We start from the raw sequence: 22,473 nt of genomic DNA, 5'->3' as shown, positions 1-22,473 counted from the left end.
CGGTGCCTAGAATTCCTGCTCGCCCGATTGCTGCCAGGGCTTGATCAGGTTGCCAAAGCGGGTGAACCGGCCCTCGAAACTCAGTTCGACGGTGCCGATGGGCCCGTGACGCTGCTTGCCGATGACAACCTCGGCCTTGCCGTGCAGGCGCTCCATCTCGTCCTGCCAGGCGGCCATCTTGTCGAGGTCGTGATCGCCGGGCTTTTCGCGTTCCTTGTAATATTCCTCGCGGAACACGAACATAACCACGTCGGCGTCCTGCTCGATCGAACCCGATTCCCGCAGGTCCGACAGCTGGGGCCGTTTATCCTCGCGCGATTCCACCTGGCGCGACAGCTGCGACAGGGCGATCACCGGAATATCCAGCTCCTTGGCGATGGCCTTCATGCCCTGCGTGATCTCGGACACCTCGTTCACGCGGCTGTCCTTGGCCGAGGCGGGGCGCACCAGCTGAAGATAGTCGATGATCAAAACGTCAAGGCCGTGCGTCCGCTTCAGCCGCCGTGCGCGGGCGGCCAGTTGCGAAATCGGCAGGGCAGGGGTGTCGTCGATATACAGCGGGCAGGCTTCCAGTGCCTTGGCGGCATCCACGAAACGGCGGAATTCGGCCTCGGTCATGTCGCCGCGGCGAATCTGTTCGGATGGCACCTCGGACGCTTCCGAGAGGATCCGCGCGGCCAGCTGCTCGGCGCTCATCTCCAGCGAATAGAAACCGACAACCCCGCCTTCGATGGTGCCCTCGGTGCCGTCCGGGCGCATCCCGCGTTTGTACGCCTTGGCGACGTTGAAGGCGATGTTCGTCGCGAGCGAGGTTTTCCCCATCGACGGACGCCCGGCGAGGATCAAAAGGTCAGACGGGTGCAGCCCGCCCAGCTTCTTGTCCATGTCGATCAGCCCGGTAGAGATGCCCGCCAGCCCGCCTTCGCGCTGATAGGCCGCGTTGGCGACGTTCACCGCCTCGGTCACGGCGCTCAGGAAACTCTGGAACCCGCTTTCGGCGCGACCCTGTTCCGACAGCTTGTAAAGCATCTGTTCGGCTTCGACGATCTGCTCGCGGGGCTCCGACGACACTTCGACCCGGGCGGCTTTCTCCGAGATCTCGCGCCCCAGCCCGATCAGCTCGCGCCGGATCGCAAGGTCATAGACCATCTGGGCGTAGTCGCGCACCGCGAAAGCACTGATGGCGTTGGCCGCGAGTCGTGCAAGGTAGGCCGGCCCGCCCAATTCCTTCAGGCCGGCGTCGTCCTCCATGAACGCTTTCAGCGTTACGGGCGAGGCGAGCGCATTCTTGGCAATCCGCGCTGCGGCGATTTCAAAGATGCGCGCGTGCACCGGATCATAGAAATGCTGCGGCCCGATGATCGAGGCAATACGGTCGTAGACATCGTTGTTCGTCAGCACCGCGCCCAGCAGCTGCTGTTCGGCCTCCACCGAATGGGGCATGGTCTCGGGCGACTGAATGTCAGCCGTTTTCCCGTCGAAACTGGTGATCTCGTTCATCTCGACCCTCTGCGCTGTCGCGTCTGCGCGATCTCGTCTTTGGTTCGGAATACCTACCAAAAACCACCGGTGTCAGGCAAACTGTATAAGCTGTGGATTAATCTTACTTAACAGTTGCGGCGCAACATATGGGCGATTTGCCCTCTTGTATGCCGATATGTGGCGTAATGTGAGGTGTTGACCGGCCACATTCCGCCATTTGGGACAAGGTCAGCCAGGCTGACGTGCCTCTTGCCATGCACGCGGCGCGCGCAGGAAGCTTTCCACTTCCGACAGGGTGTCGGCGCTGAAGGCACCGCTCTCGCGGGCTTCTTCGAGCACGTCCCACCACGTACACAGATGGTGCAGTGCAACGCCATGATCACCCAGCGTTTTGATCGTCTCGGGAAAAATGCCGTAGTAAAAGATCACGGCCGTATGTGCGCAGGTGGCGCCGGTGTCGCGGATGGCGTCGACAAAGCTCAGCTTGCTGCCGCCATCGGTCGTCAGATCCTCGACCAGCAGAACCCTGTCGCCTTCGCCCATCACGCCTTCGATTCGCGCGTTGCGGCCATAGCCCTTCGGCTTCTTACGGACATAGGTCATGGGCAGAGCCATGCGTTCGGCCATAAGAGCGGCAAAGGGGATGCCCGCGGTTTCCCCACCGGCGATGTTGTCAAACGCCTCGAACCCGGCGTTACGCATCACGGTGACCGCCAGGAAATCCATCAGGGTCGAGCGGATACGCGGGTAAGAGATCAGCTTGCGGCAGTCGATATAGGTCGGGCTGGGCAGCCCCGAGGCCAGCGTGAACGGTTCGTCCGCGTTCAGATGCACCGCTCCGATCTCCAGCAGCATCCGGGCCGACAGTCGCGAGATTTCCTTGGCGTCGGGGAAGGAGGAGGGAATCATCGGGGAACTGTCCTGTTCTGGGGGCGGATTGCGGGGTGGCATAAGGCAGCGGGCCCGAAAAGGAAAGCCTACCGAAATTGGCAGATCGGGCCCCCTAATAGAAAAACCGCCTCGTTTGGCAGATCGGGCCTCCTTTAATAGAAATCCCGCCCCGATTGGCAGATCGGGGCGGGGGCAGGCCGGGTCCGTACCCCTGGCCACTGTCCCAAGTGCGAGCAGGAACTTAGAACAGGAAGTCGTTGACGCGCAGGTCGTCCATGGCAACGCCATCAAGCGTGATGGTATTGCCGTTGTTGTCGGAAATCACCGCGTCGCCATCCACCTCGGACAGGTGATTGTTTTTTAGATCGCGGAACGATTTGATGCGGATCACGCCCGACAGATCGATCTTCTCGGCTTTTCCGCTGATCTGGAAGTCGGCGATTGTGTCATTTCCGAACCTGCCCGAGAAAACAAATTTGTCGGCTTGTGCGCCGCCGATCAGCAGATCGTCGCCGTTGCCGCCGTCCAGAACATCACGCCCTGCGCCGCCTTCAAGCGTGTCTCGGCCGTTCAGACCAAACAACTTGTCCGCGCCGTCGAGGCCGATCAACCGGTTGTTGCCGTTGTCGCCATAGATCCGATCATTGAAATCGGACCCCATGGCATTTTCAAAGCCCTTCAGGATGTCACGGTCGCCGAAGCCATCAATTGCGAATTCCCGATCCAGTCGAACGGTTACGCCGTCGTTGCCGCCAAAGCGGGTGTCACGATCATAGCGCACGGTGTCCTGGCGGCCGTTCCCGGCATTCATAAAGTCGTTGCCAGCGAGCCCGCGCATTATATCGTTGCCATCCGACCCGACAAAACGATCGTCGTGCATGGACCCGCGCAGCATCTCGATGCTGAACAATTTGTCCCGGTTGCCCCAGCCATCGGTGGCGCGGCCGGTGTTGAGGTTGGCATAGACGCCGGTCGGGTCGCCGAGAAAGGTCACCTGGTCGATCCCGGCCTGCCCGCGGTACACATCATTGCCCGCCGAACTGATGAAGTAGTCATCGCCGATCCCGCCTGCGAAAATGTCGCGCTCGGGCGTGCCGTAGAATTCGTCGTCTTCGGTTGTGGTCGCGCTGTTGAAGTCGGTCCAGGCGATCTGCTGGCCCGGAGCGTATGGTCCGGTCGGTGCGCTGATGCTGTTGATCAGAAGATCAAAGTCATCCCAATCTGACGCTGTGTCGATCGTCGGGAAATCGGCACCATCCAGGACGAAATAGTATTCCGTGTCGGTGTTCGGACCGGTTTCCCAGCGCACGCCCAGAACGGTTGAGATGTTGTTGGCGCCCCAGTTCACCTCGACCATATAGGCTACCATGTTCTCGGGCGCATAATAATCCGACACGCCGTCAAACACGGCCTGCACAACCGTGTCCGAAATTTCGGCAACCGGAACACCGTCGTCGTAGCCGACGATTGAGTAAGAGAAAGTGTCGTTCTCCGACCCGACAATGATCTGCGCGAGACCTTGGCGTGCATCTACGGTGACGAAGTCCTGGAAACTGACCCGCACGCCTGTAAGATTAATTGTTGTCATAATTCCGTCCTGTGCTTTGCCCCCGTCTGGGCCATCCATACGCGGGGCGACCCGCGAGGCGAGGTGCCAGCCCTAGGTTAAAATCTGGCGAATACGCGACCCGCTGGTGCCGGTCAGATGACCTGACAGAGACTGGTTGTACCGATCACCAAATCGCGATCAAGCCCTGTGGGACGTTTTCCACGAAAGCGGGAATCCGGGATCGAAAACTGTTACTTTTCCGTCACCCGTGTCGATGTGGTCCGGGAACGCTATAGGACGATCTTCCCGTGTCAGGGTGATTGTTTCCTCATTCGGATCAAGGCGATAGAAGGCCGGGCCGTTCAGGGAGGTGAAGGATTCGAGCCGGTCCAGCGCGCTTTCTTCTTCGAAAACATGGGCGAGGATTGACATCGTGTTCGTCGCGGTAAAGCAGCCCGCACAGCCACAGGGCAGCAGCTTGTTCGCGTCGGTATGAGGGGCGCTGTCGGTGCCCAGAAAAAACCGGGCTTCGCCGCTGGTGGCCGCCGCCCGCAGCGCCAGACGGTGCGATTCGCGCTTGGCCACGGGCAGGCAGTAATAATGCGGCCGAATCCCTCCGGCGAGGATGTGGTTGCGGTTGATTACAAGGTGATGCGTGGTGATCGTCGCGCCAAGGTCGTCGCCTTGGGCGCGGGCATAGTCCACCGCATTCGAGGTGGTGATATGTTCCATCACCACGCGCAGGCCCGGTGTCGCGCGGCGGATCGGATCCAGCACGCGGTCGATGAACACGGCTTCGCGGTCGAAAATGTCGATCTCGGGGTCGGTGACTTCGCCGTGCACGCACATTGGCAGCCCGATTTCAGCCATCCGCTCCAGCACGCCGCGCACGTTGTCAAAGTTCGTCACGCCGCTGGCGGAATTCGTGGTGGCCCCGGCCGGGTAAAGCTTCACCGCCTTGACCAGACCGCTGGCATGGGCGGCGGCCACATCCTCGGGGTCGGTGTCCTCGGTCAGATACAGCGTCATCAGCGGTTCGAAAGCCATGCCGTCGGGCAGGGCGGCCAGAATGCGGTCGCGATAGGCGGAGGCCTGCGCGCCAGTCACCACGGGCGGGACGAGGTTGGGCATGACGATCGCGCGGGCGAAATCGCGGGCGGTTTCGGGCAGGACGGCACGCAGCATTGCGCCATCGCGCAGGTGCAGGTGCCAATCGTCGGGGCGGCGGATCGTCAGGCTCTGGCTCATGGTGGCTGCGCTAGCATAGCGCCGCTGATCAGGCCAGCGTTATCCGGCCGAGGCGCGCGGTTCTTCCATGCCCAATTCGCGCCTTAGTGCATCCAGCCTGCGGCGGAATTTCGGCGCGTTCAGCCGCGCGCTGACATTGGAACACAGCATCATGTTCAGATAGGCGCGATCTTCGCCATCAAGCCATCCCATGAGCGAGCGCAGATAGGAGGGGTTGTCGCGCCGCGCGCGGTAGAGGCGGTAGAAACTGGCAGATGTCAGGCGGTCCTGACCGGCAAGGTCCAGGATCGGATACAGGATATCCATCTCGATAAGCTGGGTTTGCAGCGCCGCGCCCATGTGCGGCATGCGCAGGCGCGTGACATTGGGGCGGGCGTAAAGCGCGGCGTGCATCGCATCGAATTCCTGCCGCGGGTCATACAGGATGAAGGCGCGTTCGGCGGCATCCAGCATATCGGGCGCATAGCCGTAACGGTCGGTGAAGCATAGTCGGCGCAATTCGGAGAACCGGGGATCCCAGCCTGCCATATCCGGATCCAGCGTGGCCTGAGGCTGCACCGCTACAACCGTCGCCCCCGGGGCCGCGACAGAGTAGGCGGCCGCCGCATAGCCGCAGGGACCCGCGCCATAGAAAACGACCTGCTCGAAGGCGTCAAACAGCCCGTCGTCGATCAGCTCGTCGAAATAGTCATACACTTGCGCCGCGCGGAACCATGTGTCGCCATTGGAGATCAGGCACAGATGCGACCAGCCGTGCGACGACACCATTTCAAACCCGAAAGGCGTAGCGGTTTCCGACAGCGCGCGGATGCCCTGAACCGTCTCAAAGGTGACCAGCAGCGTGTCGCTCCGGCGGATCAGCGTGGAAAAGTGGCGCGGGCCAAGGCTGCGGAATTCGCCCAGCTCTTGGGCAAGCCCGGTCAGTCGGTCCTTCCATTGGGCCATATCCAGCCCTGTCAAAGGCACATCGACCTTGTCGGTTAGATCCTGCATCGCCCCACTCCTGATACGGGCGGAAATCTAGTGCCGGACGCATCCCATTGCCAGAGCTTGCTGGGACTGTTTCCAGAGGGGGGGTTATTCCGCCGCTTCGCTTGGGGATTGTTGAGCCATCATGGCGTAACGCGTCAGCCCCCGGGCGGCGCGCACACTGATAGGGCGAGAGGCGGGTGCCATCAACAACCTGGCGAAGAGCGCCCGCATCGGTTCGCGTTGCATCAGGTGGGTGAATCGCTCGTGTCTCCAATCCACCGCCGCCTTGTGCAGCGGGCCCAGCACCGGATCGGCCAAAAGCGCCTGACGGACTGGCTCCGAGGCATGATCGAGCGCGTTGACCGATGTGTCATTCTCGGTATTGAAGTTGCGTTCAACCCAGTAATCGGCGCCCAGCATATCGTCGGAATGCACCGCGCGCCCCCGGTCGGATTTCAGCACGAAACTTTGCATCGCGCCCAATGGATAGTGATTCAGCTGCGCGAGCTTGTAGTTCGAGCGGCCATAGTTCGAAAAAATGCGCCGCACCTTGAACTGCTGGTCCAACTCGCGGCCTTCGCCATCGAACCAGCGCGCCTGATCCAGCCGCGATTTGTCATGCCCGCGCGGGCGGTGCACGCCCAGTTTCGAATAGGTCCCATCGTTGCGGTAAAGCGTCTTGAACATCGCCGCGCGCCAGGGCCAGTGCATGTGCACCGGGGCGCAGCGGGTGAAGGTATGCGTGACGCGCCGGTCGCGGTAATCGACCACATCGGCATTGCCGAACAGCCGCCATGTCAGGGTGATCGCCGTCGCCTCGGGCAGGGCGGCGATCAGCGCGGGCAGCGTGTTGTCGCCCACATGCACGTTCACGAATTCGTCCACATCCAGCGGCAGCAACCAGTCGGCCTGTGTCACCACGTCCAGTGTGGTGGCGTGTTTCAGCGCGGTGAACTGGATGCCGGCCTGGTCATAGGGGCCGTCGTTGCGCACATGGGTCAACCAGCCCATCATCTGCATCCGGTCCAGCATGGCATCGGTGCCATCCTGACAATCGTTTGAATAGACGACGATGTGTTTGACCCCGGCCGCCAGATGATGGGCCACCCATTCCAGCAGAAAGGCCGCTTCGTTCCGAACCGTCAGGATTGCCGTAATGTTCACGTCGTCACCCCTGCCACCAATCCGCGCGGATCAGCTTTCCATGTCAAGCGCCAGCGCATAGGCCACCCGCTCGGTTTCGTTCAGTTTCACCTTCAGCGCCTGCTGGTACAAGTCTTCGAATTCCGGCATCCCGTGCAACTCGGCCGCCTTGGCGCGGTGCCACGCCAGCCCGGTTTCGTGCAGGTCGCGCAGCGTATCGTCCTGCATCAGCCGGTCATACTCGGCCCGAAGACGCGGCACATTGCGCTTGATCGTAACATCGCGCACATCGCCCCAGTCCATCCGGATCCAATAGTTCAATCCGATCGAGCGATCCACATGCAGCGCCCGTCCGCGCTGGCGTTTCACTAGGAAACTCTCGGCCGAGCGCAAGGCATAGTGGTTCAGCTGGATCAGGTCATAGCCGATCGTCTTGGTCGAATTGCGCCAGCCGTTTTCGGCGGCTTCCTTTGTCATGTCCTGCCCCGAGCCGTTGACCCAGCGCACCTGCTCGCGAAACGCGGGGTCGAGCTTGTTCGGGCGGTGGCAGCTGAGTTTCGCATAGGCGCCGTTGTTGCGCAGCATCGTCTTGAACCCCCATGCCGTATGCGGCTTGGGGCAGAATTTCGGGGCGCAGGTGTCGAACTGGTCGATCACGAAGTCGTCGGCCAGATCGGTTACGCCGTTATGCCCGAACAGCCGCCACGTCATCGCGACATTGGTGGCATCCGGCACGCGCGCCAGAAAATCGTCCAGCGTGCCATTGCCGCAGCGCACGTTGATGAATTCGTCCACGTCGATATGGATGATCCATTCGGCAGTGCGGATCACTGGTTCCTTCAGTGCCTTGTTCAACGCGTGCTGCTGGGGCGAATTGCCTTTCCACGCGTCGTTGCTCCGGTGCTGAAGCACGCCAAGCTCTTGCAGCCGCTCCAGAATTTCGGACGTGCCGTCGGAGCAGTCGTTGGTGTAGATCAGGAAGTTTTCGATCCCGATGGCGCGGTGATAGGCGACCCACTCCACGATATAGGGCGCTTCGTTCTTCATGCAGCCGACGATCACGCGGCCGCTGGACCCCTCGGGCAGGGTACGCGGCGGGGCAGTGTCGTAGGGCGCGCCGGGGTCGCGTTCGTTGACCTGTCCGATCCGGTCATGCGGGCGGAAGGGCGAGGTGGTGAGGAAATTGTACTTGTCGATGGCCGCCGGGGGCATGATGGCGCGCGCCTCAGGGCTGGGGCCCTTGGGCCTTGGCTCGGGCTTGGCCTGCTTGGCCCGCTGGGCACGGCGTGCGGCTATGGTGGCGCGGTCAATGCGGTACTTGAAGGCCAGAAGGTATTGCGTGGCTCGGAAGCCGCGCGTGGGGTCGGCCTCGGCCAGGGGGGCCGGTTCGGGCGCGTGCAGGGTCGCCAGACCGGGGTGGTTCAGTGTAAGCCGCGCCATCGGTTCAGCAAAGCGGGCCGAGAGCGGGGAAAACATGCCCGGCTCCAGCGGCGCGCCGTCCACCTGCATGTCGGTCATGAACCCGCGCCACAGCTGGCGCGGCACCACGTATCTGCCAGAGGCCAGCATCTGCATCAGCAGGTGGTTCAATCGCCGCGCGCGGGTGATCCAAGCGGCGGCGGGCTGATCGGGCGCGGTAACCGGATCGGCCTTGCCGATAGGCTCGGCAATGTCGAAGGCGGCGCGCAGTTCCTCGGGCGCGTCAGATCCGCTGAACAGATCGGGCGGACAGGCGCGCAGCCGCATGGTGCCGGGTCCGAACACATCCTCCCAGAACGCGACCAGCGCGTGATAATCCAGCCAGAAGGGCGCGCCTTGCACCTCGGGGAAGACACCTTTGCCGGGGGCGGGCGCAGGGCCGGCTTCGAGGCAGGCCTGCCACCAGTCGGGGGCGCGGGCCAGTTCCAGCTCGCGGTCGGGCAGGGCGGCGCGGCCTTCGAAGACCTGCGCGGCATAGTGGCGGGCAAAGGCGCGGGCCGGGTCATCCACATGCGAGACAATGGTGATGTCCTGCGAAAAATGGCCCAGCAGATCGCGGAGCCGCTCCAGCTCGGCCCGATGGCACAGCCCGGTGCCAAGTTGAGCGGCCGACAGGATCAGTACCTTGGCCCCGGATTCCACCACCTCTCGCGTAAGGTCCGAGATCGTCTCGCGGTAGAGCGCAGATTGCGCCTCGGGCGCGGCCAGCCCACGGTTGAAGCGCAGCGAATCCACGCGATCCGGGTCCGAACTTGCCATGAACAGCCGGGTGTGGTTGGCGCCGCCGGGGCTGCGCGGATACAGGATGCCTTGCTGCGCCAACTGCCCGCGCTTTGCCTCCAGCACCTGTTGCAGCCGCGTGGTGGCCGCCAGATCGGGCCCGATGTGCAGGTATATCCGCATCAGACAGGCTCTCTCAGCGGGTTGCCGTTCAGATGGCCCCACCACGGCATTTTGCGGCCAAGAAACTCGGCCAGAAGGGCGGGGGTTTCCGGGTCTTCAATCCAGAATTCCTGAAAAGTCCGGTCGTTCTGGAAATGCATCCGCAGGCTGTCGTAATGCCCGTCGATCCAGGTTTCGCGCTGTTTGCTGGTCTCACCATAGCCCGCAGGCAGGCCGGGAACGGCGCTGGCGGGCAGGCGGTCGGTTCCAAGGTTCGTCCACGCCAGCATGGATTGCGACATGGCAAAGGCATCGCGGCGCGACGCAAGGAATTTCACGCCCGGGTGGTGTCGACGGATCGCGCGGACCAGTGCCATATCGGTTTGCGGCCAAAGCGACTCGTCACCCCGCAACATGCTCATTTCCGAAATCGCCTGCACCTGCGGCAGGTATTGCCCGGGGTCGCCGGTTTCGAAATAGCCGCGATACAGCAATTCACCGACAAAGGCGCCTTTCAGCGCCGGGTCGTCGGTGTTGCGCCCGCGCATCCGGTGGTCGGCCACGCACAGCCCCGACATGCGCAGCGCCTTGGCCAGCGTCGTCGTGCCGGATTTCGGCAGGCCCAGATTGACGACAAGCAGCGTCATGGCGCCAGCCCAAGTTCGGCGATCAGGGCCTCTTCCGCCGGGGGCAGGGTCGAGGCGCGGGCGAGGGCCTCGCGCATGGCGCGATAACTGTCCTGTTCCAGCAGCGCATCGCGCCGGGCGCGGTGGCGGGCGACGCAATCATCATGCAACGCGCGAATTTCGGGATCGGATTTCAATGCCTCCAAGGCCTGTGTCAGCGCGGGCAGATAGCGTTGGATCGACGTGTCCTCGAACGCCGGATCGTTGCGTTCGCGCCAATATGTATCGTCAAACGCGCGGTTCTCGCGGTTCACATCGCCCCGGTCGTTCTTGACCAGATAGCTGTCGAGACTGCGCAGCGCATAGTGGTTCAGCGTGGCGTGAGCCCGCGCGCCCTGCGCCGGAAAACGCCGGATGCGGCGGGTATTGGCGGCCACCAGAAACTTGTGCGGCACCTCGCGCCCCGATCCGTCCGTCCACGTCGGGCGTTTGTCGGCAGCAAGGGTCTTTTTGAAAAACGGGCGGTGCGCGCCGTAGTAGTGCAGCGGAAAATCGCGCCGCACCAGCGACTTGACCTCAATCGCGACATCGCCGCACCAGATGTCGGGATTGTGCGAGCGCTGAAACTGCGCGATCACCGGCGCGTCGACATAGTCGCCCACGCCATCATTGGCAAAGAACTGGAAATTCAGCGAAATCGCCCGCGGGTCGCCGCAGGCGGCGATCAGCGCGGGGATGGTGTGGTCGCCCACATGGATGTTCAGGAATTCATCGACATCGGCGATCCAGACCCAATCGGCATTTGCCACAACGGGCTGGTGGCGCGCGTCTTTCAGCGCCTCCATCTGGTAATTGCGCCCCTCGGCCGGGTTGGGCAGGTGCACGACCATGCCGCGCGCCGCCAAGGCATCCAGCAGCGCATCGGTCCCATCATCGCAATCGTTTGAATAAAAAAGGAAATCCGTCACACCAATCAGGCGGTTGAAGGCGATCCATTCCAACAGGAACGGGCCTTCGTTCTTGACGCAGGTGACGGCGGTGATCCGAAGCCCACCGGCGCCCGTTTCGCCTGTTCCAACACTGTCGCTCATGGTGCCGCCCGCTGTCGCGCCTTGCCGTTCCGGTCTGTATGGCACGAATTTTATTGACGTTTCATGCCACTCCGGGGCGAGTCCGTCAATATTTCCCGGGGTCGCAGGGGCGTGCGGTTGACGCGGCGCCGCTCTCATGTGCTGATTGCGGACGGGAGGCAGCATGGCATGACAACACCTCAAAGCATCGACGCGGTTCAGACCTTGCTGGGCGGACAGGGCTATGTCTGCGCCCGGCCCTTGGCAACTGTTGTGTTCCTGTCGCTGCGGTTGGGCCGGCCACTGTTCCTTGAGGGCGAAGCGGGTGTCGGCAAGACCGAGATCGCCAAGGCAATGGCGGCTTCGCTGGGGCGGCGGCTGATCCGATTGCAATGCTACGAAGGGCTTGATGCCTCCTCGGCCGTGTATGAGTGGAACTTCCCCGCGCAAATGGTCGCGATCCGCACCGCCGAGGCCGCAGGCGGCGCCGACCGCGCCGCCCTACAGACCGAAGTGTTCAGCCGCGAGTTCCTGATCGAGCGCCCCCTGTTGCAGGCCATGCGTCCAGACGAAAACGGCGCTCCGGTGTTGCTGATTGATGAACTCGACCGCACCGATGCCCCGTTCGAGGCCTTCCTGTTGGAGGCGCTATCCGAGTTCCAGGTCACCATCCCCGAGCTTGGCCCGATCCGCGCGCCCGAACCGCCCATTGTCATCCTTACCTCGAACCGCACGCGCGAGGTGCATGACGCGCTGAAACGGCGCTGCCTGTATCACTGGGTTGATTACCCCGATTTCGACCGCGAGCTAAAGATCCTGCACGCCCGCGCCCCCGAGGCCGCAGAGGCGCTGAGCCGCGAGGTGGTCGCCTTTGTCCAGCGGCTGCGCACCGAGGATCTGTTCAAGAAACCCGGCATCGCCGAAACTATCGACTGGGCGAAATGCCTGCTGGCGCTGGATGTGCTGACCCTCTCGCCCGAGGTGATCGCCGACACGCTGGGCGCGGTTCTGAAATATCAGGACGACATTCAGAAACTGCAGGGGTCCGAGGCGAAACGCCTGCTGGACGAGGCGCGCGCCACGCTGGCGCCGGCATAAGGGCATGGCCGATTACGCCGAGCTTGACCTGCCGGAAAATCCGCGCCTGGCCGGGAACATCACCCATTTCGCCCGCGCCCTGCGCCGTGCGGGCCTGCCCATCGGGCCGGGCCGGGTGATCGATGCGATCCGCGCGGTGCAGGCGGTGGGCTTCACCGACCGGGCCGATTTCTACTGGACGCTTCAGGCCTGTTTCGTGTCGCGCCCCGAACACCGCGCGGTCTTCGGGCAGGTGTTCCGCCTGTACTGGCGCGACCCGCGGTACCTTGAACACATGATGGCGATGATGCTGCCCGCCATTCGCGGCGTGCAAGAGGACCGCCATGCCAAGGCCGCCGAAAAACGCGCCGCCGAGGCGCTGCTGGACGGCCAAGGCCCCGAGCCGCCCGCGCCGCAGGACAGCGCAGGCGAAGAGATCACGCTGGACATAGACGCCTCGCTGACCATGTCGGCGCAGGAACGGCTGCGCACGCTGGATTTCGAACAGATGAGCACCGAGGAGGTCGCCGCCGCCAAGCGCATGCTGGAACGCCTTGCGCTGCCGGTCGATCCGCTGCCTTCGCGCCGGATGATGGGCGTGGCGAACGGCCCGCGTGTCGATGTGCGCCGCACGCTGGCGCAGGCGATGCGGCGCGGCGGCAACATCCACCGTATCGCCAGGGCGACACCGCGCACCCGCTGGCCCAACCTTGTGGTGCTTTGCGACATCTCCGGTTCGATGAGCCAGTATTCGCGGCTTGTGCTGCATTTCCTTCACGCGGTCACGAACCGGCAGGGGCAGGGCTGGGCACAGGTGCATGGCTTTACCTTCGGCACGCGCCTCACAAACATCACCCGCCATCTTGCAACGCGCGATGTGGATGCGGCGCTGGCGGCTGCCGGGGCCGAAGCGCAGGATTGGGAAGGCGGCACGCGCATTGGCGATTGCCTGCATACGTTCAACCGCGACTGGTCGCGCCGGGTGCTGGGGCAGGGTGCCATCGTGTTGCTGATCACAGACGGGTTGGACCGGGGCGATCCAAAGGCGCTGGCCGATGAAACGCGGCGTCTTGCGCTGTCGTCGCGGCGGCTGATCTGGCTGAACCCGCTTCTGCGCTGGGATGGATTTGCCGCCCGTGCACAGGGCATCGCCGCCATGCTGCCACATGTCGACAGCTTTCGCGCGGGCCACTCTATCGCCTCGCTCGAAGATCTGGCGCGGGTGGTGTCCACCCCTGGCGACAGCGGCGAAAAGCCTCGTCTGCTGGCGCAATTGCAAGCGGGATAGGCGGCGATCCGCCCAAGCCTTAAGCGTTTTGTGAAACCTTTCCGGGCCAGATGGCGTTGTCATCGGAACGGCGCGCACAGGCGCCCTTTGGCGCACCTGCGCAAAGAAAGAAAGGATACGGTATGAAATCGGTCTTGAAATCAACGACTTCAATCGTGCTGGCCATGTCGCTGGCGATGCCCCACGTTGCCTTCGCCCAAGGCGACGCAGACCCTGCCGCCGAACGGCTGGAACAGCAGCTGCGGGTTGAACAAGAAGCTCAGGCTGAGGCGAACGCAGAAGCGGACGCAAAGGCTGAAGCCAAAGCTGAACGTCAAGCCGAGCGCAAGGCGGACCGTCAGGCCGAGCGCAAGGCGGAACGTCAGGCCGAGCGTCAAGCGGAACGTCAGGCAGAACGCCAAGCTGAGCGCGCAGAGCAGGCGCAACAGAACGAGCAACCCGCCCAGCAGGCCGATGCCACCGCGCCCGCAGCGCAGAACAACGGCAACGAACCTGTGACCGAACAGCAGGCAACACAGGAACAGGTGCAAAACCCTGCACCCGAGACCGATGTCACGACCCAAGCGCCCGCCGCCGCCACCACCGAGGAGGGGCTGACTGCCGAAGAACGCCGCGCCGAACGTCGCGAAGAGCGCCAAGCCGAGCGTCGCGAAGAGCGCCGTGAACAGCGTCGCGCCGAACGCATGGAAGACGTCGATGCCGCGCCGGAGATGAACAGCGATGCCCAGGCCGCGGCCTCTCAGCAGCTCGAAGCGGACGCGCAAGCTGCCGCTGCCGCGGGCACCGGCGAAGGCGAGGTGACCACCCAGACCATCAACGAAGGCGACGTGCGTTCTTCCAGCCAGGAATTCGCAACCCGCGCCAACCAGGTTGCCCCCGTAGCCGAAGACGACGATGGCCTCTCGACCGCTCAGAAGGTTGCGATCCTTGGTCTTGGCGCGCTGGCGGTGAACCAGCTGCTGAAAAACAACGACCGCGTGATCACCAACTCGGGCGACCGCGTGGTGGTCCAGGGCGACAATGGCCTGCGCGTCATCAAGGACGATGACATCCTGCTGCGTCGTCCGGGCAGCGAAGTGCGCACCGAGCAGTTCAACGACGGCTCGACCCGCAGCTATGTGAACTACTCTGACGGCAGCCAGGTGGTGACAGTGCGCGCCGCCGATGGCCGCGTTCTGCGCCGCACCCGCGTTCTGGCCAACGGGCAGGAAGTGACCCTGTTCGACGACACCCGCGCGGTCGAGGCCGTGCAGGTCAGCCAGCTGCCCACCTATCGCGGCCAAAGCTATGACTACAACGGCAGCACCAATGCCGAGGACCTGCGCCTTGCCCTGCAAGCCACGCAACAGAACGACATCGATCGCCGCTTCTCGCTGGCCCAGATCCGCAACATCGACGCGGTGCGCCACCTTGTGCCGGAAATCGACCTCGACAACGTGACCTTTGAAACCGGCTCGGCGGTGATCCGTCCCGAGCAGGCACAAGAACTGGCCGGTCTGGGCCGCGCGATGGCCTCGGCCATTCAGGACAACCCGGGCAACGTCTTCCTGATCGAAGGCCACACTGACGCCGTGGGCACCGCGGGCCTGAACCTCGCCCTGTCCGACCGCCGGGCCGAAACCGTGGCGCTGGCGCTGACGGAATACTTTGACGTTCCGCCGGAAAATATGGTGGTTCAGGGCTATGGCGAGGCCGACCTCAAGGTCCCGACCGACCGGGCCGAACGCCAAAACCGCCGCGTTTCCGTGCGCCAGATCACGCAACTGCTGAACTGACCTGACCGCGTGATAGCTAACAACCCGGCGCCGCCTCACCCGCGGCGCCGGTTTTTTGTGTGAATCCCAAATTCTTCGGGGCCCAAATATCCCGGGGGAGCCCCGCAAGGGGCGGGGGCAGAGCCCCCGTTGCACACCGCCCGGGCAGGAATATCCCGCCCCAATGCGCGCAGGGGGTTGCGCCCGCGCGCCGCTGCACCGATTCTTTGTAAATTCCCGCCGCGCCCCCGCAGGCGGCCGCGACAAGCCAAGAGGCCCCGATGGATCTGCACGATACAATTCCCGAAACCGCGCTGGCCTGGCATCGCGCCGGGCGCGGCGCGGCGCTGGCAACGGTGGTCGAAACCTGGGGCAGCGCCCCACGCCGGGTCGGCGCCATGCTTGCGGTGGCGGGCGACGGCGACATGGCGGGCTCGGTCTCGGGTGGCTGCGTCGAAGGCGCCGTGGTGGCCGAGGCGCTGGACGCCATCGACAGCGGCCGCTCGACCATTCTTACCTTCGGTGTCAGCGACGATGACGCTTTTGCCGTTGGCCTCGCCTGCGGCGGAACGATCCGAGTCATGGTTCAGCCGATCGGTACCGGTTTGCCAGTGGACGAACTCGACCGCATCTGCACCGCCCGTGCGCAGCGTCACCCCATCGCGCAGGTGGTGGATACCACCGCTTGGACCACACGAACCGCCGAGGCCGGGGATTTCCCCGACAGGTTTCGCGCCGACCGCTCCGGGTTCGAAGACGACGGCGCCACCTTCTTCAGCATCCACAACCCGCCCCTGCGGCTGGTCGTCGTCGGCGCCGTACACATCGCGCAGGCGCTGGTGCCGATGGCGCGCATCCTGGGCTACGATGCCGTGGTGATTGACCCGCGCGAGGCGTTTGCCACACCGGCGCGATTCCCCGAAACCCGCCTGCTGCACGACTGGCCCGACGATGCGGTCGCCACCGTCGGTCTCGACTCGCGCTGCGCCGTGGTCCTGCTGACCCACGATCCAAAGCTGGACGATCCGGCGCTGCTGGCCGCCCTGCGCGCGAATGTCTTCTATATCGGCGCGCTCGGTTCCACCCGAACCCACGCCAAACGGATCGAGCGGCTCGAAGCCGAAGGCATCGCACCTGCCGATATTGCCCGCATCCACGGCCCTGTCGGGCTGAACATCGGCGCAGCCAGCCCTGCGGAAATCGCTGTTTCGATCCTTGGCCAGATGACAGAGGTTTTGCGAAAGGGCACGGAATGAAATTCGGCCCCGTTGCGCCGGCCGATGCGCTGGGCGCGGTCCTGGCCCACTCCCTCACGCTGGGCGAGACTCGCCTGCGCAAGGGGCGGGTACTGGACAAGGCTGACATCGCCCGCCTCATCGCCGCCGATCTTGCCGAGATCATCGTGGCACGCCTCGACTTAGGCGACGTCCCCGAAGACACGGCCGCCGCGCGCCTTGCAAGGGCCCTGGTCCCTGATCCCGAAGCCGCCGGCCTGCGCCACAGCACCGCTTTCACAGGTCGCGTGAACCTGATCGCCACCGGCCCGGGCGTCATCACGCTGAACTCCGGGGCCATCACCGCCTTCAACTCGGTGCACCCGATGATCACCGTCGCCACCGTTCCCCATTGGCAGCAGGTCGGCCCGGGCCAGTTGGTCGCCACGATCAAGATCATCTCTTACGCCGTGTCGGAAATCGACGTGGCCGGGGCCGAAGAGGCCGCCAAAGGCGCAATCCGCCTGCTGCCGCCGGTTCACCGTACGGCCGGGCTTGTGGTCACCGAAATCCCCAACGGCCCCGACAGCGACAAGGGCATCGCCGCCACCCGCACCCGGGTCGAGGCGCTTGGCCTGACTCTGGACGACGTGCAGCATGTGCCGCATCGCGTACCCGATCTGGCCGAAGCGCTGGGCAGGCTCAAAGGCGATATCGCGCTGATACTGACAGGGTCTGCCACCTCCGACATCAACGATGTGGCGCCCACGGCTGTCATTTCTGCCGGTGGCACGGTGACGCGCTTCGGGCTGCCGGTGGATCCCGGTAACCTGCTGTTCCTCGGCCGGATCGGGCCGCGCCCGGTGATCGGCCTGCCGGGCTGCGCGCGCTCTCCTGCGCTGAACGGTGCCGATTGGGTGCTCGCGCGCGTGGCCTGCGGCGTTGACATCACCGATAGCGATTTTGCGGCCATGGGTGTCGGCGGTCTGCTCAAGGAGATCCCGACCCGCCCGCAACCGCGCCGCCGCAAACCCAAACCTAGCTGACCGCCAGCACCAGCAGACTTGCGGCAACACAGTAAGATACGCAAATCAGCCCAAGCAGGCGAACGGTGGTGGTAAACGGCATGGCAGGCTCCCGGGGTTTCACTCTCGCACCTCCTTTTGCCGCCCCATGCGCCCCCGCGTCTGTGATCCACCTCACACATATTCTTTGGGGTCCAAGTATCCCGGGGGAATCCGCGCAGCGGATGGGGGCAGAGCCCCCCGCTACCCTCACCAATCAAACCTCGGAATTTCCGGTTCTCAAATCCGCGGCGCCATGATTAACTCCTTCCGACTAGGCAATCCTTGAGGGGAGGAACTGATGACGCAGGTAACCATAAACGTGAACGGCAAGCCAATGAGCGGCACGGTCGAGGGGCGCACCCTTCTGGTGTCGTTCCTGCGCGAGCAGCTGGGCCTGACCGGCACCCATGTCGGATGCGACACCAGCCAATGCGGCGCCTGCGTGGTTCATGTGAACGGCAATGCCGTGAAATCCTGCACCATGTTCGCGCTCGAGGCCGACGGCGCCGAGGTGTCGACCATCGAAGGCCAGGCCGCCCCCGATGGCACCCTGAACACCATCCAGCAGGCGTTTCAGGATCACCACGGCCTGCAATGCGGCTTCTGCACACCCGGTATGGTGATGAGCGCGGCGGCCCTGCTTAAGGACAACCCCAAACCCTCCGAGGCCGAAATCCGCGAATACCTGCAGGGCAACATCTGCCGCTGCACCGGGTATCATAACATCGTGAAGGCCATCCTTGCCGCCTCGGGGCAGGACACGGGCGCCATCGCCGCCGAATAACAGGGACATCTGCGGCACCGGCGCCGGCAGAGGAGGCCGCGCCCGGTCAGCCGCCTGACGGGAGGATTACCAGAATGCCGAAGGATCATGGAATTGGCGCCAGCACCAAGCGCCGCGAAGACGTCCGCTTTCTGACCGGAGAGGGGCGTTACACCGACGATATCAACCTGCGCGGGCAGGCCTATGTGTATTTCCTGCGCTCTGATGTGGCGCATGGCAGGATCACCAGCATCGACACCAAATCTGCCAGCGAGATGCCGGGCGTCGTGCGCATCTTCACCGGGGCCGATTTCGAAGGCGTGGGCGGTCTGCCCTGCGGCTGGCAGGTCACCGACCGCCACGGCGAGGTGATGCAGGAACCGGGCCACCCGATCCTGGCGCAAGGCAAAGTGCGCCATGTCGGCGACCCGATTGCCGCCGTGGTGGCCGAGAGCCTCGGGCAGGCGCGCGACGCCGCCGAAGCGATCGCGCTCGACATCGAGGAACTGCCGGCTGTAATCGATATGAAGGCCGCGCTGGCCGAAGGCGCCACCAAGGTGCATGACGATCTGACCAGCAACCTCTGCTATGACTGGGGTTTTGTCGAAGACAACCGTGATGCCGTGGCCAAGGCCATTGACGAGGCGGCCCATGTCACCACGCTGGAGCTGAAGAACAACCGCCTTGTCGCCAACCCGATGGAGCCCCGCGTGGCGGTGGGCGACTATGAACGCGGCACCGATCACAGCACGCTTTACACCACCAGCCAGAACCCCCATGTGATCCGCTTGCTGATGGGCGCCTTCGTGCTGGGCATCCCCGAACACAAGCTGCGCGTGGTCGCGCCGGATGTGGGCGGCGGGTTTGGCACCAAAATCTTCCACTACGCGGAAGAGGCGTTCTGCACCTTTGCCGCCAAGGCGATCAATCGGCCCGTGAAATGGACCTGCTCGCGGTCCGAGGCGTTCATCTCCGACGCCCATGGCCGCGATCATGTGACAAAGATCGAACTGGCGCTGGACGCCGACAACAACTTTACCGCGATCCGCACTGAAACCTATGCCAACATGGGCGCCTACCTGTCGACCTTTGCGCCCTCGGTGCCCACATGGCTGCACGGCACGCTGATGGCGGGCAATTACAAGACGCCGCTGATCTACGTGAACGTCAAGGCGGTGTTCACCAACACCGTGCCGGTCGATGCCTATCGCGGCGCCGGGCGGCCCGAGGCGACGTATCAGCTGGAGCGCGTGATCGACAAAGCCGCGCGCGAGCTGGGCGTGGATCCGATTGCGCTGCGGCGGCAGAACTTCATTACCGAATTCCCCTATGCGACGCCCGTCGCAGTGGAATACGACACCGGCGACTACAACGCCACGATGGACAAGCTGGAAGAGATTGCCGACATCGCGGGCTTCGCCGCCCGCCGCAAGGAAAGCGAGGCGCGCGGCAAGCTGCGCGGGCTGGGCATCAACTGCTATATCGAGGCCTGCGGCATCGCGCCGTCGAACCTTGTCGGGCAGCTGGGCGCGCGCGCGGGCCTGTATGAATCGGCCACCGTGCGGGTCAATGCCACGGGCGGGCTGGTCGTGATGACGGGCAGCCACAGCCATGGGCAGGGGCACGAAACCTCGTTCCCGCAGGTGATTGCCGAGATGATCGGCATCGACGAATCGATGGTGGAAATCGTGCATGGCGACACCGCCAACACGCCGATGGGCATGGGCACCTATGGCTCGCGCTCCATCGCGGTGGGCGGGTCGGCCATGGTGCGCGCGGCGGAAAAGATCATCAACAAGACCAAGAAGATCGCCGCCCACCTGATGGAGGCCTCCGAGGCCGATATTGAACTGAAGGATGGCGCCTTCAGCGTTGCAGGCACCGACAAATCGGTCGCCTGGGGCGATGTCTGCCTGGCCGCCTATGTGCCGCACAACTACCCGCTGGAAGACATCGAACCGGGGCTCGAGGAAACCGCGTTCTACGATCCGGCCAACTTCACCTATCCCGCCGGCGCCTATGCCTGCGAGGTCGAGGTGGACCCCGAGACCGGCAAGGTCAGCATCGAGCGGATGATGGCGGCGGATGATTTCGGCAATATCATTAACCCGATGATCGTCTCGGGGCAGGTGCACGGCGGATTGGCCCAGGGCATCGGGCAGGCGCTGCTGGAAAACTGCGCGTACGACGAAGACGGCCAGCTGCTGAGCGCGACCTACATGGATTATGCGATGCCACGTGCCGCCGACGTGCCGATGTTCGAGGTGGACCATTCCGCCAAAACACCCTGCACCCACAACCCGCTGGGCGTGAAGGGCTGTGGCGAGGCCGGGGCCATCGGCTCTCCGCCGTCGGTCGTCAACGCGGTGATCGACGCGTTGCAGTCGGGCGGCAAATCGGTCACCCATATCGACATGCCCCTGTCGCCCGCGCGGGTCTGGGCGGCGATGAACGGTTGAACGGATAACGGCGCGGCGGTGGGGCAGAGCCTTGCCGCCGCGCGATGACACCATATGGCACCCGGGCCCACGTGCCCGGAGACCGAAGGAGCAAGACGATGTACAATTTCGAATTCGTGAAACCGACAACGGTGGCCGATGCGGTGGCCGCGCTGGCCGAGGAAGACGCGCAGGCGCTGGGCGGCGGGCAAACCCTGATCCCGACGCTGAAACAGCGCCTGGCCGCGCCCAGCAAGCTGGTCAGCCTTGCGGGCATCGCCGAGATGAAAGGCATCTCGCAAGAGGGCGACGTCCTGGTGATTGGCGGCGGCACAACCCACGGCGCGGTGGCCGAAGGCGCGGGCGCCTATCCGGGGCTGGCGGCGCTGGCCGCGCGCATAGGCGATCCGGCGGTGCGCAACCGGGGCACCATTGGCGGCAGCATTGCCAACAACGACCCATCGGCCTGTTACCCCGCGGCGGCACTGGGCAGCGGCGCAACCATCGTGACCAACGCGCGCGAGATCGCGGCCGATGACTTTTTCCTAGGCATGTTCACCACCGCCCTGGACGAAGGCGAGATCGTGACCGGGGTGAAATTCCCGATCCCGCAGGCGTCGAACTATCAGAAGTTCGAACAGCCCGCGTCGCATTTCGCCATGGTCGGCGTGTTTGTCGCGCGCTTTGCCGACGGAGTGCGGGTGGCGGTCACCGGCGCCTCGGAAGAGGGCGTGTTCCGCTGGACCGAAGCCGAGGAGAAGTTGTCGGCCAATTTCAGCGCCGATGCCATCGACGGGTTGAGCGTGCCCGCCGACGGCATGATCGGCGACCTGCACGGCACCAAGGAATACCGCGCGCATCTGGTGGGCGTGATGACCAAGCGCGCCGTCAAGGCCGCGCAGTAAGGCAACAAAAAAGCGCCCTGTTGCGGCAGGGCGCTTTCGACATCTTCGGCAAACCGGGCGGTTTACTTGTTCGGCAGCGGGCCGATCAGCATCACCATCTGGCGGCCTTCCATCTTGGGGAAATTTTCCACCCGGCCGATTTCCTTGGTGTCTTCCGCCACACGTTCCAGCAGCTCGCGGCCCAGATTCTGGTGCGCCATTTCGCGGCCACGGAACCGGAGCGTTACCTTCACCTTGTCGCCGTTTTCCAGGAACTTGACCACGTTGCGCATCTTGACGTCATAGTCGTGCGTATCCGTGTTCGGCCGGAACTTGACCTCTTTGATCTCGATGATCTTCTGCTTCTTGCGCGCTTCGGCTTCGCGTTTCTGGGTCTCGTACTTGAATTTTCCGAAATCCATGATCTTGCAAACCGGCGGAGTCGCGTTCGGCGAAATCTCGACCAGGTCCAGTCCGGCCTCTTCGGCCAGTTGCATCGCGCGCGAGGGCGATACCACACCGACGTTTTCACCGTCGGCGCCGATCAGGCGGATTTCAGGGGCGCGAATTTTGTCGTTGACGCGCGGGCCGGTGTCACGGGTGGGCGGCGCGTTATGAGGTCTGCGGGCTATGGAATCGTTCCTTT

18 protein-coding genes are annotated in these 22,473 nt (G+C 64.0%); 8 read left to right on the top strand and 10 right to left on the bottom strand.

From position 1 onward, the window contains the following. Positions 1-6: 6 nt before the first annotated feature. From FGK64_RS01975 to FGK64_RS01935, 9 genes are all read right to left on the bottom strand, one after another. Positions 7-1,500 carry a replicative DNA helicase gene (locus FGK64_RS01975; protein ID WP_138862123.1) on the bottom strand — a complete coding sequence of 498 codons (1,494 nt, stop codon included), beginning with the start codon at positions 1,498-1,500 and terminating at the stop codon, positions 7-9. A 210-nt stretch (positions 1,501-1,710) separates the two neighbouring features. Further along, the gene (locus FGK64_RS01970) at positions 1,711-2,391 is read right to left on the bottom strand and encodes an orotate phosphoribosyltransferase (protein WP_138862122.1); all 681 of its coding nucleotides are present in this window, start codon (positions 2,389-2,391) and stop codon (positions 1,711-1,713) included. Between the two features lie 223 nt (positions 2,392-2,614). Further along, complete coding sequence (locus FGK64_RS01965; RefSeq protein ID WP_171053951.1) at positions 2,615-3,961, bottom strand: calcium-binding protein; 1,347 nt, start codon at positions 3,959-3,961, stop codon at positions 2,615-2,617. Between the two features lie 159 nt (positions 3,962-4,120). Then, entirely contained in the window at positions 4,121-5,170 is a 1,050-nt protein-coding gene (pyrC, locus tag FGK64_RS01960) for a dihydroorotase (protein WP_138862120.1), read from the bottom strand. Positions 5,171-5,209: 39 nt separating this feature from the next. Continuing rightward, positions 5,210-6,163 (bottom strand): phosphoadenosine phosphosulfate reductase, encoded by a 954-nt coding sequence (locus FGK64_RS01955; protein ID WP_138862119.1) that lies wholly within the window; start codon positions 6,161-6,163, stop codon positions 5,210-5,212. A gap of 84 nt (positions 6,164-6,247) precedes the next feature. Further along, positions 6,248-7,306, bottom strand: coding sequence for a glycosyltransferase family 2 protein (locus tag FGK64_RS01950; RefSeq protein WP_138862118.1), 1,059 nt, complete (start codon positions 7,304-7,306; stop codon positions 6,248-6,250). Between the two features lie 30 nt (positions 7,307-7,336). After that, a complete protein-coding gene (locus tag FGK64_RS01945; RefSeq protein WP_138862117.1) occupies positions 7,337-9,667 on the bottom strand; it encodes a glycosyltransferase family 2 protein in 2,331 nt (776 codons plus the stop codon). After that, positions 9,667-10,293: a sulfotransferase family protein gene (locus tag FGK64_RS01940; protein ID WP_138862116.1), complete on the bottom strand. Its 627-nt coding sequence runs from the start codon at positions 10,291-10,293 to the stop codon at positions 9,667-9,669. The genes FGK64_RS01945 and FGK64_RS01940 overlap by 1 nt, the downstream gene beginning before the upstream one ends. Beyond that, positions 10,290-11,363, bottom strand: coding sequence for a glycosyltransferase family 2 protein (locus FGK64_RS01935; RefSeq protein WP_138862115.1), 1,074 nt, complete (start codon positions 11,361-11,363; stop codon positions 10,290-10,292). Before FGK64_RS01935 ends, FGK64_RS01940 begins: the two co-directional genes overlap by 4 nt. A 168-nt stretch (positions 11,364-11,531) precedes the next feature. Here FGK64_RS01935 and FGK64_RS01930 point away from each other — a divergent pair, with 168 nt between their 5' ends. The 8 genes from FGK64_RS01930 to FGK64_RS01895 all read left to right on the top strand — a co-directional run bounded on the left by FGK64_RS01930 (position 11,532) and on the right by FGK64_RS01895 (position 21,848). Further along, the gene (locus FGK64_RS01930; RefSeq protein WP_138862114.1) at positions 11,532-12,440 is read left to right on the top strand and encodes an AAA family ATPase; all 909 of its coding nucleotides are present in this window, start codon (positions 11,532-11,534) and stop codon (positions 12,438-12,440) included. Between the two features lie 4 nt (positions 12,441-12,444). Next, positions 12,445-13,707 carry a vWA domain-containing protein gene (locus FGK64_RS01925; protein ID WP_138862113.1) on the top strand — a complete coding sequence of 421 codons (1,263 nt, stop codon included), beginning with the start codon at positions 12,445-12,447 and terminating at the stop codon, positions 13,705-13,707. Between the two features lie 122 nt (positions 13,708-13,829). Then, positions 13,830-15,482 (top strand): OmpA family protein, encoded by a 1,653-nt coding sequence (locus FGK64_RS01920; RefSeq protein ID WP_138862112.1) that lies wholly within the window; start codon positions 13,830-13,832, stop codon positions 15,480-15,482. A 260-nt stretch (positions 15,483-15,742) separates the two neighbouring features. After that, the gene (locus FGK64_RS01915; RefSeq protein WP_138862111.1) at positions 15,743-16,717 is read left to right on the top strand and encodes an XdhC family protein; all 975 of its coding nucleotides are present in this window, start codon (positions 15,743-15,745) and stop codon (positions 16,715-16,717) included. Beyond that, entirely contained in the window at positions 16,714-17,721 is a 1,008-nt protein-coding gene (locus FGK64_RS01910; protein ID WP_138862110.1) for a molybdopterin-binding protein, read from the top strand. Before FGK64_RS01915 ends, FGK64_RS01910 begins: the two co-directional genes overlap by 4 nt. A 319-nt stretch (positions 17,722-18,040) precedes the next feature. Further along, the gene (locus FGK64_RS01905) at positions 18,041-18,526 is read left to right on the top strand and encodes a (2Fe-2S)-binding protein (RefSeq protein ID WP_138862109.1); all 486 of its coding nucleotides are present in this window, start codon (positions 18,041-18,043) and stop codon (positions 18,524-18,526) included. A gap of 74 nt (positions 18,527-18,600) precedes the next feature. Continuing rightward, positions 18,601-20,964: a xanthine dehydrogenase family protein molybdopterin-binding subunit gene (locus FGK64_RS01900; RefSeq protein WP_138862108.1), complete on the top strand. Its 2,364-nt coding sequence runs from the start codon at positions 18,601-18,603 to the stop codon at positions 20,962-20,964. A 98-nt stretch (positions 20,965-21,062) separates the two neighbouring features. Then, positions 21,063-21,848 (top strand): FAD binding domain-containing protein, encoded by a 786-nt coding sequence (locus tag FGK64_RS01895; protein ID WP_138862107.1) that lies wholly within the window; start codon positions 21,063-21,065, stop codon positions 21,846-21,848. A 62-nt stretch (positions 21,849-21,910) separates the two neighbouring features. Here FGK64_RS01895 and infC read toward each other — a convergent pair whose 3' ends face one another. Further along, positions 21,911-22,372 carry a translation initiation factor IF-3 gene (gene infC / locus FGK64_RS01890; protein ID WP_246057690.1) on the bottom strand — a complete coding sequence of 154 codons (462 nt, stop codon included), beginning with the start codon at positions 22,370-22,372 and terminating at the stop codon, positions 21,911-21,913. Positions 22,373-22,473 lie beyond the last annotated feature (101 nt).

The organism is Arenibacterium halophilum, assembly GCF_005938225.1.
Taxonomy (GTDB): Bacteria; Pseudomonadota; Alphaproteobacteria; order Rhodobacterales; family Rhodobacteraceae; genus Arenibacterium; species Arenibacterium halophilum.
Note: the sequence above shows the minus strand (reverse complement) of the source record. Positions and strands in the feature narration are given on the sequence as shown.

What these genes read in the sequence shown, in the direction of transcription:
- FGK64_RS01975 (WP_138862123.1), bottom strand. Translation starts at nt 1,500, where the DNA reads ATGAACGAGATCACCAGTTTCGACGGGAAAACGGCTGACATTCAGTCG.
- FGK64_RS01945 (WP_138862117.1), bottom strand. Translation starts at nt 9,667, where the DNA reads ATGCGGATATACCTGCACATCGGGCCCGATCTGGCGGCCACCACGCGG.
- FGK64_RS01940 (WP_138862116.1), bottom strand. Translation starts at nt 10,293, where the DNA reads ATGACGCTGCTTGTCGTCAATCTGGGCCTGCCGAAATCCGGCACGACG.
- FGK64_RS01925 (WP_138862113.1), top strand. Translation starts at nt 12,445, where the DNA reads ATGGCCGATTACGCCGAGCTTGACCTGCCGGAAAATCCGCGCCTGGCC.
- FGK64_RS01905 (WP_138862109.1), top strand. Translation starts at nt 18,041, where the DNA reads ATGACGCAGGTAACCATAAACGTGAACGGCAAGCCAATGAGCGGCACG.
- FGK64_RS01915 (WP_138862111.1), top strand. Translation starts at nt 15,743, where the DNA reads ATGGATCTGCACGATACAATTCCCGAAACCGCGCTGGCCTGGCATCGC.
- FGK64_RS01965 (WP_171053951.1), bottom strand. Translation starts at nt 3,961, where the DNA reads ATGACAACAATTAATCTTACAGGCGTGCGGGTCAGTTTCCAGGACTTC.
- FGK64_RS01910 (WP_138862110.1), top strand. Translation starts at nt 16,714, where the DNA reads ATGAAATTCGGCCCCGTTGCGCCGGCCGATGCGCTGGGCGCGGTCCTG.
- pyrC (WP_138862120.1), bottom strand. Translation starts at nt 5,170, where the DNA reads ATGAGCCAGAGCCTGACGATCCGCCGCCCCGACGATTGGCACCTGCAC.
- FGK64_RS01955 (WP_138862119.1), bottom strand. Translation starts at nt 6,163, where the DNA reads ATGCAGGATCTAACCGACAAGGTCGATGTGCCTTTGACAGGGCTGGAT.
- FGK64_RS01920 (WP_138862112.1), top strand. Translation starts at nt 13,830, where the DNA reads ATGAAATCGGTCTTGAAATCAACGACTTCAATCGTGCTGGCCATGTCG.
- FGK64_RS01895 (WP_138862107.1), top strand. Translation starts at nt 21,063, where the DNA reads ATGTACAATTTCGAATTCGTGAAACCGACAACGGTGGCCGATGCGGTG.
- FGK64_RS01970 (WP_138862122.1), bottom strand. Translation starts at nt 2,391, where the DNA reads ATGATTCCCTCCTCCTTCCCCGACGCCAAGGAAATCTCGCGACTGTCG.
- FGK64_RS01935 (WP_138862115.1), bottom strand. Translation starts at nt 11,363, where the DNA reads ATGAGCGACAGTGTTGGAACAGGCGAAACGGGCGCCGGTGGGCTTCGG.
- FGK64_RS01930 (WP_138862114.1), top strand. Translation starts at nt 11,532, where the DNA reads ATGACAACACCTCAAAGCATCGACGCGGTTCAGACCTTGCTGGGCGGA.
- FGK64_RS01900 (WP_138862108.1), top strand. Translation starts at nt 18,601, where the DNA reads ATGCCGAAGGATCATGGAATTGGCGCCAGCACCAAGCGCCGCGAAGAC.